This is a genomic window from Paenarthrobacter sp. 4246 (assembly GCF_040546855.1).
Classification (GTDB): domain Bacteria; phylum Actinomycetota; class Actinomycetes; order Actinomycetales; family Micrococcaceae; genus Arthrobacter.
In genome coordinates this window covers 35615-47699 of sequence record NZ_JBEPOP010000002.1, presented here as the reverse complement: position 1 = coordinate 47699, position 12085 = coordinate 35615, and the positions used below count along the sequence as shown (strand labels likewise).

Genomic DNA, 12085 nt, shown 5'->3' with positions numbered 1-12085 from the left:
GCGCCGGGTGTGGCCGGGCGTTGCCTCCGCGGACTATGGGGCTTATGTTCCCACCGGGCAGGGGATCTGTAAATGAGGTGGCGTACTTGGATTCAGGGTGCGCTAAACAATGCGGGTGTAGATCATGTCGAAGTCGTGCTCCAGCGGCCCGCCCGGGTAGGTGCCGCGCTCCAGGCGGGCGGTGATGGTGTTGCCGTCCTCGGTGAGGCGGCCAACGAAGCGCTGGGGCCAGTCCGGGTCATCCCGGAAGAGAATCCATAAATTGTCCTTGAGCGTCATGTCGTAGATCCGGGCGATGCCGCGGGAATCGAAATAGTGCTGCTGGAAGGCTCCGTCCGAGCCCGTGGCACCAATGACGCTGACTGCATTGGGGTACTCCGGCCGCTGGACCGTGGATCGTTGGATGAGGAAGCCTCCGCCCTCCAGCCACTCGAAAGTCGTCCGGCCGGAGACCTCCAGGCCAGGGACTGACGTTTCCCACTCGCCGACGAGGATATTCAGTTGCTCCAACGTGGGTTTCGGATCCCGTGCCATGGCTGCCTCTTTTCGCGTCGTCGCGCTGGTGGACAGGTTCAGCGTAGGACTCGTCCGTTCCGCCGTACAGATGCGCCGCCGGATGCTCCGCATAGAACCACCGAACGCCATGCAGGTGGTGCTGTGACGGCCGGGCCGGCCCCTAGGCGCACCGGGCGTGCGGTGGCAGGATGGGCGCATGAGCCGTGTCACTTGTGATCTGACTGTTTCCCTTGACGGATTTGTTGCCGGGCCCAACCAGTCCCTGGACAAGCCGCTGGGGGAGCGCGGCGAGAGCCTGCACCGTTGGCAGTTCGAGGAACGGGAGGCCAGCGTAGCTGAGATCGCTGGCATCCTCGAGGCTGGCGCTTACATCATGGGCCGGAACATGTTCGCCGGTCCAGGATCGGGCCCGTGGGATCAGGAATGGCGCGGCTGGTGGGGTGAGGAACCCCCGTATCATGCACCTGTCTTCGTCCTGACCCACCACCAGCGCGAGCCGCTGGCGATGGAAGGTGGCACCACTTTTCACTTCGTCACTGACGGCATCGAATCGGCCTTGGCCCAGGCCCGGGAAGCCGCCGGGGACAGCGATGTGGCGATTGCGGGGGGAGCGCAAACCGCCCGTCAGTATCTTTCCGCAGGGCTCATGGACGAGCTGCGGCTTCACATCTCGCCGGTGATCCTGGGTGGTGGCGAACGGCTGCTCGACGGCGTGGGGGACGTGACGCTTGAACCGATTGACGCGCGCGGGACCGGACTCGTCACCCACGTGCGGTATCGGGTGCAGCGCTGATCCGGGCCCGGCGCCATCGCGGTATCAGTGCTGGCGGGTGACCCTGCGCGTCTCACGGAACTCCGCGGGTACCGTGATGGCGCCCTTGGGGACGGCGACGGTAATGCCCTTCTTTGTCACACTGGTGACGTTCTGACCCCACTGCTGCGCGTACTCGACGATGGGTCGCGCCGCAGCCCTGTTGCGGACGATGGCGACGAGCACGATTGTGAGGAACCCGAGGGTCAGCAGACCAGGCACCATGATGGCGACCACCGGGCTGATGAGGCCGTTCAGGAACAGGGCCGGACCGAGGAACCAAAGCGCAACCGAGGAGAACATGAATGCGAGAACCAATTTCTCGGAGCGTGCGTGGACGGCCTGCGCGCGTGCCAGCTCATCCGGGTAGCGTTCCTTGACTATGCGTGTGACATCGGCGCTGAGCGCATCAGCGACGTCCTTGCTCCGGGCGGTCATGGCTCTCCAATGCGCGATATCCGGCCACCGCGGTATTGAACCCTGTAGCCGAAGACGGTGGTTTGTTCAGTTCCTGCCAAGTAGCAGTTCGCTTGACCTTCCCTAAAATACCTGTCTTTCGCCAAGACGCATGAACGGCGGCCCTCCATTCCGCCGGCTCCCTGGCGCCGCAGCAAACGTCGCGGAGTGACAACAATGTCCGTCATCCGCTGTACACTCGAGTATCGAACATATATTCGAATAAAGGTGTGTTGTGGGCGTGATAGTCGGCCCCCGCGTGATAGATGCGGGCTTTTCCCTGATGTCGGTTTTGCTGGCACCTCTCCCGGTGGCGGCCGGGTATCCGTCGCCGGCGCAGGACTATTTTGATGGCCGGATCGATCTCAACGAGCACCTTATCAAGGACGTCACCAGCACTTTTGTGGTCAGGGTGACGGGGCAGTCCATGGAAGGTGCCGGGATCAGCGATGGAGACGAGCTGATCGTCAACCGTGCGCTGGAGCCGAAGGATGGGTCCGTCGTCGTGGCTGTCCTCGATGGTGAACTGACCATCAAAAGGCTCCGCGTCACGCCTTCGGGAGTGATCCTTCAGGCGGACAATCCCAAGTATCCGGACATCCGTGTGCCGGCACTGTCCGAACTCACCATCTGGGGAGTTGCCACCACGTGCCTGCACCACATCTGAATCCGACCCGTTGGCAAGGCCCCATTCCCAGCGGGCTTTGGGAGCGGATGGGCGCTGAGTTCGGCCTGCCAAGCCTGGAAAGGGTCCGGAGCCGGCTTGCGCAGATACATGAGGATCCGGAGCCTGTGATGCAACAACTGATGCGGGTGTTTTCTGCGGAAGGAACGTACTGCCCGGGCTTCCAGTTCCGGGAAGACCTGTCCTTGCACCCCGCGGTGACGGGCCTGTTTGTCCGGGCCATGGCCCTGAGGATTCCACATAATTACTTTGCCGCGTGGATGGTCACCGGATGCCCGGAGCTTCGCGGCGCCAGGCCGGTGGACCTGGTGGACCGGCTGGCACCAGCTGTTCTCATCGCAGCCTTGGAGCGCTCTTTTGGACACGGCGCAGGAGGTGGGCGCCCTTCAAGCACGGGAACGTTCCAATGACTATGGCCGCTTCCACTATGGCGGAGTCAGTTTGTCGTGAGGTCGCTGTAGAGGGTTTGGACGCGGGTTTTGATGTCGTCGCGGACCAGGCGCATGCGTTCCATGCCTTCGATGCCACGTTCTGAGGGTTCGTCGGTTTCCCAGATTTCGAAGCGTTTCCCGGTCGGTGGGTCGAGTTTGGCTTCGGTTCCCAGAACGATGACGGCGTCCACGGTGTTGAGGACTTCGTCGGTGATCGGTTTGGGATACTCGCCGGTGACGTCGATGCCCAGTTCGGCCAGGGATTCCACGGACTGGGCGTTCAACGCCGCGCCGGGTTTTGTTCCGGCTGAGTAGACGGTGACGTTGTCCCCAGCCAGTTCCCGCATGAGAGCTGCGGCGAGCTGGGATTTGCCGCCGTTCTTGCTGCAGACGAACAGGACGGCGGGATGTTCTGAGGTCATTAGAGTGCAGTCTCTTTCGTCAGGGATGCGACCAGGTTCTTCACACGGCCGTGGATTTCATCACGGATGGTCCGGACGGTGTCGAGGGGCTGGTCAGCGGGGTCGGTGAGTTCCCAGTCTTCGTAGCGTTTGCCGGGGTAGATGGGGCAGGAGTCGCCGCAGCCCATGGTGATGACCACATCGGAGGCGCGGACGACGTCGTCGGTGAGCGGTTTGGGGTATTCCTTGCCCAGATCCAAGCCCATCTCGTTCATGACTGTCACCACGTTGGCGTCGAGTTCTGATGCGGGCAGGGACCCGGCGGAGCGGACGCGGATTTTGCCTTTGGCTTCGACGGTGAGCAGGGCGGCGGCCATCTGGGAGCGGCCCGCGTTCTGTACGCAGACGAACAACACCTCCGGGGTCTCCGAGGCAAGGGAGCTTTTTGACTTGGCCAGGGCATGGAGCCTGTCGTTGGCAAAGTGCTCGGTGGTCGCGGGCAGGTAAGCGCTGACCTTCGCGGTGCGGGCCAGTGCTGTGTAGGACTCGAAGACGTAGCGTTCGACGGTTTCTGCGGCGAAGATCCCTGCGTAACGTCCGGCGAGCCGGTCACTGATGCGGTGGAGTACTTCGGTGTTGTCCTGCAGGCCGAGCGTGGTTTCCTGGTGGTCGGTCATGACAGTGCTCCAATGGTTGTTTGGGTGACTGGCTTTCAGCTGGTGGTGCCGGATCGGCCGTGTGCGAGCCCGGTCGGGAAGCCGACAAATGCCGGTTCCGGTGTGGAGCAGCAGCCCGACCCTGGCTCCTGCGACGCGGTGGTGGCAGGGGCGGGAACATCGCAGCTGGTACCGGCGTCCGCGGAGCAGACCCCCGTTTCGGGCAGTTCAAGGTGGACGGTGTCCGCCGATTCCTGGTCACCGGCGAGGGCTGCGGCGACGGAACGGACTTGCTCGTAGCCGGTAGCGAGGAGGAAGGTCGGTGCCCGGCCGTAGGACTTCATCCCGACGATGTAGAAGTCTTTTTCAGGGTGGGCCAGGACCTTCGCGCCGTGCGCCGGGACCGTGCCGCAGGAGTGGAATTCAGGGTCGATCAGCGGGCCGAGCCCGGTGGGAGCTTCAACGGCGGGGTCCAGGTCCAGGCGCAGTTCCCGCAGGATCTCCAGGTCCGGGCGGAAGCCGGTGCAGGGGACGATGACGTCGGCGTCGATGGTGCGTCCATCGACGGCTTCGACGCTCACGTGCGAGTCGAGGTTTTTCAGGGCAGCGATGCCGAACCCGGTGTGCAGTTCGATGGTGCCGGCCTCGACCAGGCGGCGGAGGCGGGAGCCGAGCTGGCCGCGTGCAGGGAGCCCGTCGGCGTCACCGCCGCCGTAGACCTTCTCGGCGGAGTTGCCGCGGACGGCCCACAGGATGCGGGTATCGGGTTCGTCCTTGGCGAGGTCTGCGAGGTTGATCAGGGTGTTCGCTGCCGAGTGGCCGGCCCCGACAACGAGGGCGCGGCGGCCGGCGAAAGCGGCGCGGTCGCGGCCAACAACGTCGGGCAGGGGCGAGGAGATCCGGTCAGCTGCCGGGCCTTCGCCGATGGCGGGCAGGCCGGAGGTGCCGAGCGGGTTGCGGGTGGACCAGGTGCCGGAGGCGTCGATGACGGCAGCGACGGTGTGGTCCCGTGTTTCTCCGCCGTCGTGCTCAACCCGGACAACGAAGGGGGTGGTGTTGCGGTCCCGGACGTGGGTTTTGTCCATGCCCTGCCGGGTCACGGCGATGACGCGGGAGCCGGTCTGGAGCCGGGAAGCGATCTGGGGTGTACCCGCCAGCGGGGTGAGGTAGTTGTCGATGAGTTCGCCGCCGTAGGGCAGTGCGGTGGGACGGGGTGATTCCCAGCCGGTGGGTTCGAGCAGGCGGACGGCGGCGTCGTCGAGGTTGAAGCGCCAGGGTGAGAACAAGCGGATGTGCCGCCACTGTTCGATGGCGGCGCCGGCGGAGGGGCCTGCTTCGAAGATGACCGGTTCGAGTCCGCGTTCGAGCAGGTGGGCCGCGGTGGCGAGTCCTACCGGGCCTGCGCCGATCACTGCGATGGGAAAGTTCGTCACTGAATCCATGCTGTCCTCTTGTTTCATCCGTTGGCGTGGCGTTTCGAGTGGTTAGGCGTGGGTTGGTTCTTCGACCAGGGCGGTGGCGATGCTGTGGGCGTCATCCAGGGCGGCAAGGAACCGTTCGGCATCCAGCGCGGCCGCGCAGCCGGTTCCGGCTGCGGTGATGGCTTGGCGGTAGCGGTGGTCCACGGCGTCCCCGCAGGCGAAAACGCCGGAGAGGTTGGTTACCGTGGTGGGTGAGTCGACCTTGATGTAGCCCTCGTCGTCCAAGTCGACTTGTCCGGCAACCAGCTCGGTGCGGGGCAGGTGGCCGATGGCCACGAAGATCCCGGTGGCGTCCTGTTCACGGGTTTCACCGGTGCGGGTGTCCGTGAGGGTCACGCCGGTGACTTTGCTGTCGCCGTGGATGGTGGTGATGGCCGAGTTCCAGGCGAACTTGATCTTGGGGTTGTCCTTGGCGCGCTGGGCCATGATCCGGGAGGCGCGGAGTTCGTCCTTGCGCACTACGACGGTGACGGTCCTGGCGAAGCGGGTCAGGAAGGTCGCTTCCTCCATGGCGGAGTCGCCGCCACCAACCACGATGATGTCCTGTTCGCGGAAGAAGAACCCGTCGCAGGTGGCGCACCAGGACACTCCGTGGCCGCTGAGTTTCTTCTCCTCCGGAAGGCCCAGTTCCTTATACGCGGAACCGGTGGCAAGGATGACGGCCGGGGCCTCGTGGGTCTCGCCGCCTCCAGTGACCACACGCTTGAGGTGACCCCTCAGATCAACTTCAGTGACGTCGTCGAACACTATCCGGGCGCCGAACTTTTCCGCCTGTTCCTGGAGCCCATCCATGAGCTCAGGGCCTTGGATGCCGCCGGGGAAGCCGGGGAAATTCTCCACTTCGGTGGTGTTCATCAGCGCACCGCCGGCGGTGACCGACCCGGCCAGGACCAGCGGGTTCAGGCCTGCGCGGGCGGCGTAGATCGCCGCGGTGTAGCCGGCTGGGCCGGAGCCGATGATGATCAGTTGCTCGGTCTGGACGTCGGTGCTCACGGGAGACTCTCCTGGTGCTCGAAAAAGTGGGTTATTTGGCAGCCGGGACGAGGGAGGCGATCAGGCCCTCGATGCGGGTCTTGATTTCATCGCGGATCGGGCGGACGGCGTCCACGCCTTGGCCGGCGGGGTCTTCCAGGACCCAGTCTTCGTAGCGCTTGCCGGGGAAGTATGGGCATTCGTCGCCGCAGCCCATGGTGATGACGACGTCGGATTCCTTGACGGCCTCGGTGGTGAGGACCTTGGGGACTTCAGCGGACATGTCGATACCCAGTTCGGCCATGGCTTCGACGGCGGCCGGGTTGACCTTGTCGGCGGGCTGGGAGCCTGCGGAGCGGACTTCGATCTCACCCTTGCCAAGGGTTGTCAGGAACGCTGCGGCCATTTGGGAACGTCCGGCGTTGTGGACGCAGACGAACAGGACGGAGGGCTTGTTGGTGGTTTCGGTGCTCACGGGTTTCTCTCCTGAAATCGCGTTGTGTGATCGGGTGGCGGGTACGAAGCGGTGCGCCCAAGCCGAAAGCTCTCCGTGACGAACATTGATGATGATCGATATGTAGAGTATCGGGCGGTAGATTGATGAATGTCAATATTGCGGCGGGCGCCAAGGTGACTAGGCGGCGGTGATGCGTGGCGCGAGGTCGTTGATCCGGCGGGTGATGTCATCGAAGGCACGGTCAAAGGCGGCCGTAGTGTCCAGGCGGAGGGGATCCGGCACGGACCAATGGATTCCGCCCAGCCTGGTCAGTTCTTCGTGCGCGTTGTCGCAGACGGTCACTACCAGGTCGGCCTCCTCTGCAACCTCTTCCAGGGTGCGCGGTGCGATGTCGGGCAGGTCCAGCCCATGACGCCGGGCGGTCTCGATGGCTCCGCGGGCGATGCGGTTTGCGGGGCGCGTTCCGGCCGAGGCTGCGGGGATGTCGCTGACCTGCCGCCAGAGGGCGGTGGCCAGCTGGGAGCGGGCACTGTTGCGCGTACAGACGAACAGGACACGGCTTGCTGTATGTGCCGCCCCGGGCACCAGCCCACTGAGGGCACCGGTGGCGAGGCGGAGGTAGCTGCGGCGCTTGTCGGCTTCGGAGCGATGGCGGGTTGCCAGGCCGGCTTCCTCCAGAGTGCGGAGGTGGTGGGAGAGCAGGTTGGCGGGCATGCCCAGTTCGGCCTGCAGTTCCGATGGCGAGAAGTCACCCAGGGTCAGCAGGTCCATGATGCGCAGGCGTGCCGGATCGGCAAGGGCTGCGTGCCTGGCTACCCGGGCCTGGAATGTGTCGACTGCTTCAATATTCATTGATTCAATTTTGACTGAGTTAATTCCATGCGTCAAGCTGTTGGCATGACTTCACTCCAGCCGCCCCTGTGGCGCCGTGCCATCGCTGAATTCCTCGGCACCGGCCTGCTCGTTGCCATCGTCGTTGGTTCCGGAATTGCCGCAGCCCAGCTCTCGCCCAATGACGCAGGCCTGCAGTTGCTGCAAAACAGCACGGCCACGGTGCTTGGCCTGACGGTGTTGATCCTGGTGTTCGGGCCGGTCAGTGGCGCCCACTTCAACCCGGTTGTCTCCATGGTGGACTGGTTCCTCGGACGGCGCGGCGGATCCGGCTTGTCCTTGCCGGACCTCGGCCTCTACGTCCTGGCCCAGATTGCCGGTGCCATCGGTGGCAGTGTCTTGGCGAACGCGATGTTTGAAGTGGGTACGTCCATCTCGACCAAGGAGCGGGCAATGGTGGGTCATCTGCTGGCCGAGGTGGTCGCGACTGCCGGTCTGGTCCTGCTGATCTTCTCCCTTGCGGCCACCAAACGCGGCGCTTTGGCCGCCCCGGCTGTAGGTGCCTACATCGGCGCTGCGTACTGGTTTACGTCCTCGACGTCGTTCGCGAACCCGGCCGTGACCATCGGCCGCATCTTCAGCGACACCTTCGCTGGCATTGCGCCGGGTTCCGTCCCGCCATTCCTCGCCGTCCAGGTCGTCGGCGCTGCTGTTGGTGTTGGAATCCTGCTCCTGCTCTTCCCGCATGCCGGCCGGGCCGCCGCCGACGTTGTCATCCCTCACTCCGTCGAAGCGGCCAAGCAGTAGTCCCGTCGGCCTAAACATTGATGAATGTCAATGTTGCGGCATAATAGGTAGATGACCTCGCTGCCCTTGCTTGAGCCGGACACGCAGACCATCTGCTGCCCGCCAGCTACCCCTGCCCTTGGCGCTGAGGAGGCACAGCGCCGGGCCATCGTGTTCAAAGCGCTGGCGGATCCCAACCGGCTGCGCCTGCTCTCCATCGTCAAGGCCGCCGACGGCGGTGAGTCCTGCGTCTGCGACCTCACCGAACCGCTGGAGCTGGGCCAACCCACCGTCTCCCACCATTTGAAGATCCTGGTCGAGGCCGGTCTGTTGCACCGTGAAAAGCGCGGCACCTGGGCTTATTACTCGCTGGTCCCCGGAGCCTTGGATGACGTCGCCGGAGTCCTCGCGGCCCTATGAACCGTGATTTTGATGTCCGGTCCATGCATCAAGGCGACTGGCCTGCTGTGCAGCGCATCTTCCAACAGGGTATCGAGACGGGGCATGCCACCTTTGAGGAGAGCGCTCCCGCTTGGGAATCCTTCAACGCCTCCAGGTTGAAGGCGCACCGGCTCGTCGCCGAAGCGTCCGGGCGGGGCGTTCTGGGATGGGCCGCCGTCTCCGCCGTCTCGTCCCGGCCTGCCTACGCGGGTGTGGTCGAACACTCCATCTATGTTGCGCCTGAAGCCCGCGGGCTCGGTCTAGGCAAAGCCATTTTGCAGGCACTCATCGAATCCACCGAGCGCGACGGGGTGTGGACCATCCAATCCAGTGTCTTCCCGGAGAATCAGTCCAGCCTCCGGATCCACGAATCGGCCGGTTTCCGGGTCGTCGGACACAGGAGCCGCATCGCCCGCATGACCTACGGTCCCGCCGCCGGCCAATGGCGGGACACGCTCCTGCTCGAACGCCGCTCACCCGCAGTGTAACTATCTGATTGATACCGCTCACCGAACCGGCGGCATTCTTGTCGATGGTCCGGCCGAAGCCTTCTTGTCGGTGCGGGGCGGTACAGTAGAGCTATTCGAATATATGTTCGAATGTGCGGCGTGTCCTGCTCCGGAACAGCGGCGTGCGTGCTAGGGCCGAACGGAGGAGGACGATGTCCAAGCCAGCGCTCATGCATCAGATGCAGGAGATCGCGCACGTGGATATCAACTGCTTCTATGCGTCGGCGGAGCGTGCGTTCAACCCCTCGCTGGAGGGCAAGCCGCTGATCGTGCTGTCCAACAACGACGGCTGTGCAGTCACCAGGTCTCCGGAAGCCAAGAAACTGGGGATCGGCCTGGGGGAGCCATGGTTCAAACTTGCTCCACGGGCCAAGGAATGGGGACTCATTGCCCTCTCCAGCAACTACGAACTCTATGGGGACATCAGCTCCCGTGTCATGGAACTCCTGGCCCGCTACTCGGCGTGGCAGGAGGTCTACTCCATTGATGAGGCGTTTCTCGGAGTGAAAGGTCAACCGGAAGACCTGCTGGAGCTGGGACGCACCATCAAAGCGGCGTGCCAACGGCACGTGGGGGTTCCGGTCTGCGTTGGCATCGCCAGGACCAAGACCCTCGCCAAGCTGGCCAACAAATGGGCCAAGCACAATCCGGTCTTCAACGGCGTGTGCCGCTGGGATTCGATCCCCGAAGCCCAACGCGAAGCTCTCATGGCACGACTCTCCGTGATGGAGATCTGGGGTGTTGCCACCAGGCTGACCAAACGCCTGAATGCCATGGGAATCTTCTCCATCCTGGACCTGGTCCGGGCTGACCCCGTGGCCTTGCGGGACAAGTTCTCCATCGTCATGATGCGCACGGTGCTGGAATTGCAGGGAACCCCGTGCATCCCGATGGAGGAGGAAAGGATCGGGAGGGACCAGTTGATCTTCTCCCGCTCCTTTTCCACGCCGATTACGACGGCGGCGCAGCTGCGGCAGGTGCTCAGCATCTACGGACAGATGGCCAGTGCCAGGCTGGCCAAACATGACCTCCAAGCAAAGCTGTTGACGGCCTTTGCTGCCACATCGGTCTACAACCCCAACGACAAGTCGTTTCCCACCGTTAACGTCAAACTGCCCATGCCCACTTCGGATCCGGTGCTGCTGACCAAGGCAGCGCATGCGTTGGTTCCAAGGATGCAGGAAGGCGTGAGATACGCCAAAGCCGGGATCATGGTTACCGACCTCCGCCCCAGCGGCAACCAGAAGCCCCTGGAGATCTTCGAAAACCGGCACGAAGAGCGTGGCATCGGCCCCCTGCTGGAGCAAGTCAGCAAGCGGTACGGCCGCGGCTCCATCGGTTTGGGGCACGCTGGAATCAAGGGAGGACCGGATTGGTCCATGAAACGCGACATGCTCAGCCCCCGGTACACCACCAACTGGGATGAACTTCCCTTGGTGAAGGCGGCCTGACGCGGGAGCTAACCACCTCGTAGACGCAGGGAGGCTACGCCCGCAGCCGGTAACCGCGCTTCACTACGGTCTCCACGAGCTTGCCATCCGGTAGCGAGGAACGCAGACGGCTGACCGTCATGTCCAGCGCATGCACAGAGCCGCGAAGGTCCAGCAGGTCCGAGAGCGCTTCCCGGGACAGTACTGCTCCGCCCGCGCCGAGCAGTGCCCGCAGGAGCAGCAGGGGAGCTGGTGCCAGGTCCACCACCTCACCGTTGATCCGCAGGCAGCGCCCGCGCAGTTCGATCGTGGCGCTCTTGGTCTCCAACCGCCGCACATGGTTGAGGGACAAGTGTTCGGTCACCAACCGGATCAGCGCGCCCATCCGGTAACGGTCCGGGATCAGTGGCGTCAGCCCGGCGTCGACCAGCGGTTGCGCGGTGACCGGCCCAACAGCGGCAACGGTGACGGGGCCCTTGAGGGCTTCGATGAGCTGGCGGTACAGGCCCATTTCGTGGGCTGTGCTCCACATGGCGTCTACGGCTGGAGCGCTGGTGAACGTCAGTACGTCCAGGTTGCCGCCCACCACTGCCTCGATCAGGCGCGGCAGCTTGTCTTCACCATCGGGCTTCACCCAGCGGTACGGGGTCACCGTCAGGACCGTGGCGCCGGACATGCGGAGCCGTTCCAGCTGGCGGACATCGGTGTATCCATGAAGTTGCACGGCCACGGTTTTGCCGCGCACGCCTTCTGCAAGCAGCATGTCCACCAGCGTGGCGGTGGTTTCGTCGCTGCTGATTCCGACGTCGGCAAGTCCGGCAGCGCGCACGGCACCGCGGGCCTTGGGGCCACGGACGAACATGCGGCAGGCGGACAGGGTTTCCAGGAGTTGCTCACCGATGCCGAAGGAGTCGGCGGCCTCGCACCAGCGGCGCATGCCGTAGGCGGTGGTGGCGATGCAAATATCCGGCTTTGCAGCAATGATGGTGCGCGTGTCCTCGATGAGGACCATGTCTTCCTGCACAGGGGCGATCTTCAGGGCGGGGGCGTGCAACACGCTGGCACCGCGACGCTCCAGTGCCTCAATGAGGTCACGGGAGCGGCGGTGCGAGGTGACGCCGATTCGGAATCCGTCCAGCGGGGCGTCGACGGCTTCGGAAACCTCCGGAGCGGCAGTAGCGTCGTGGACTTCGATGGCGCGTGCAACAGTCATGTGTTTTTA

At 64.1% G+C, this 12085-nt stretch carries 17 protein-coding genes; 8 read left to right on the top strand and 9 right to left on the bottom strand.

Annotation, left to right across the window (positions count from 1 at the left end; all coding sequences use genetic code 11):
* Positions 1 to 102: 102 nt before the first annotated feature.
* Positions 103 to 534, bottom strand: a complete 432-nt coding sequence (locus ABIE35_RS02990) for a hypothetical protein (protein ID WP_354512391.1) — start codon at positions 532 to 534, stop codon at positions 103 to 105.
* On the opposite strand from ABIE35_RS02990, the gene ABIE35_RS02985 reads away from it, so the two are divergent.
* Entirely contained in the window at positions 533 to 661 is a 129-nt protein-coding gene (locus tag ABIE35_RS02985; RefSeq protein WP_354512390.1) for a hypothetical protein, read from the top strand. The two genes, ABIE35_RS02990 and ABIE35_RS02985, sit on opposite strands and share 2 nt — an antisense overlap.
* 51 nt (positions 662 to 712) lie before the next feature.
* On the top strand, positions 713 to 1309 hold the full coding sequence (locus ABIE35_RS02980) for a dihydrofolate reductase family protein (protein WP_354512389.1): 597 nt from the start codon (positions 713 to 715) through the stop codon (positions 1307 to 1309).
* A gap of 24 nt (positions 1310 to 1333) precedes the next feature.
* Here the strand turns inward: ABIE35_RS02980 and ABIE35_RS02975 are convergent, their stop codons facing one another.
* A complete protein-coding gene (locus ABIE35_RS02975) occupies positions 1334 to 1765 on the bottom strand; it encodes a hypothetical protein (protein WP_354512388.1) in 432 nt (143 codons plus the stop codon).
* A 253-nt stretch (positions 1766 to 2018) separates the two neighbouring features.
* Here ABIE35_RS02975 and ABIE35_RS02970 point away from each other — a divergent pair, with 253 nt between their 5' ends.
* Both ABIE35_RS02970 and ABIE35_RS02965 read left to right on the top strand, forming a co-directional pair.
* A complete protein-coding gene (locus ABIE35_RS02970; protein ID WP_026542753.1) occupies positions 2019 to 2450 on the top strand; it encodes a LexA family protein in 432 nt (143 codons plus the stop codon).
* Positions 2451 to 2575: 125 nt separating this feature from the next.
* Complete coding sequence (locus ABIE35_RS02965) at positions 2576 to 2878, top strand: hypothetical protein (protein ID WP_354512387.1); 303 nt, start codon at positions 2576 to 2578, stop codon at positions 2876 to 2878.
* 26 nt (positions 2879 to 2904) lie between these two features.
* Here the strand turns inward: ABIE35_RS02965 and ABIE35_RS02960 are convergent, their stop codons facing one another.
* The 6 genes from ABIE35_RS02960 to ABIE35_RS02935 form a co-directional block, all read right to left on the bottom strand.
* On the bottom strand, positions 2905 to 3321 hold the full coding sequence (locus ABIE35_RS02960; RefSeq protein ID WP_354512386.1) for an arsenate-mycothiol transferase ArsC: 417 nt from the start codon (positions 3319 to 3321) through the stop codon (positions 2905 to 2907).
* Positions 3321 to 3977 (bottom strand): arsenate reductase ArsC, encoded by a 657-nt coding sequence (locus ABIE35_RS02955; RefSeq protein WP_354512385.1) that lies wholly within the window; start codon positions 3975 to 3977, stop codon positions 3321 to 3323. The genes ABIE35_RS02960 and ABIE35_RS02955 overlap by 1 nt, the downstream gene beginning before the upstream one ends.
* Before the next feature lie 35 nt (positions 3978 to 4012).
* Positions 4013 to 5398 carry an FAD-dependent oxidoreductase gene (locus ABIE35_RS02950; RefSeq protein ID WP_354512384.1) on the bottom strand — a complete coding sequence of 462 codons (1386 nt, stop codon included), beginning with the start codon at positions 5396 to 5398 and terminating at the stop codon, positions 4013 to 4015.
* Between the two features lie 42 nt (positions 5399 to 5440).
* Positions 5441 to 6430, bottom strand: a complete 990-nt coding sequence (gene trxB, locus ABIE35_RS02945) for a thioredoxin-disulfide reductase (RefSeq protein WP_354512383.1) — start codon at positions 6428 to 6430, stop codon at positions 5441 to 5443.
* Positions 6431 to 6461: 31 nt separating this feature from the next.
* A complete protein-coding gene (locus tag ABIE35_RS02940) occupies positions 6462 to 6884 on the bottom strand; it encodes an arsenate reductase ArsC (RefSeq protein WP_354512382.1) in 423 nt (140 codons plus the stop codon).
* A gap of 159 nt (positions 6885 to 7043) precedes the next feature.
* The gene (locus tag ABIE35_RS02935) at positions 7044 to 7718 is read right to left on the bottom strand and encodes an arsenate reductase/protein-tyrosine-phosphatase family protein (RefSeq protein WP_354512381.1); all 675 of its coding nucleotides are present in this window, start codon (positions 7716 to 7718) and stop codon (positions 7044 to 7046) included.
* 45 nt (positions 7719 to 7763) lie between these two features.
* Here ABIE35_RS02935 and ABIE35_RS02930 point away from each other — a divergent pair, with 45 nt between their 5' ends.
* The 4 genes from ABIE35_RS02930 (at position 7764) to ABIE35_RS02915 (ending at position 10884) form a co-directional block, all read left to right on the top strand.
* Positions 7764 to 8504: an aquaporin gene (locus ABIE35_RS02930; RefSeq protein WP_354512380.1), complete on the top strand. Its 741-nt coding sequence runs from the start codon at positions 7764 to 7766 to the stop codon at positions 8502 to 8504.
* A 51-nt stretch (positions 8505 to 8555) separates the two neighbouring features.
* Entirely contained in the window at positions 8556 to 8903 is a 348-nt protein-coding gene (locus ABIE35_RS02925; protein WP_354512379.1) for an ArsR/SmtB family transcription factor, read from the top strand.
* A complete protein-coding gene (locus tag ABIE35_RS02920) occupies positions 8900 to 9412 on the top strand; it encodes a GNAT family N-acetyltransferase (RefSeq protein WP_354512378.1) in 513 nt (170 codons plus the stop codon). The genes ABIE35_RS02925 and ABIE35_RS02920 overlap by 4 nt, the downstream gene beginning before the upstream one ends.
* A gap of 173 nt (positions 9413 to 9585) precedes the next feature.
* Entirely contained in the window at positions 9586 to 10884 is a 1299-nt protein-coding gene (locus ABIE35_RS02915) for a Y-family DNA polymerase (RefSeq protein WP_354512377.1), read from the top strand.
* A 34-nt stretch (positions 10885 to 10918) separates the two neighbouring features.
* Here ABIE35_RS02915 and ABIE35_RS02910 read toward each other — a convergent pair whose 3' ends face one another.
* On the bottom strand, positions 10919 to 12076 hold the full coding sequence (locus ABIE35_RS02910) for a uroporphyrinogen-III synthase (protein WP_354512376.1): 1158 nt from the start codon (positions 12074 to 12076) through the stop codon (positions 10919 to 10921).
* Positions 12077 to 12085 lie beyond the last annotated feature (9 nt).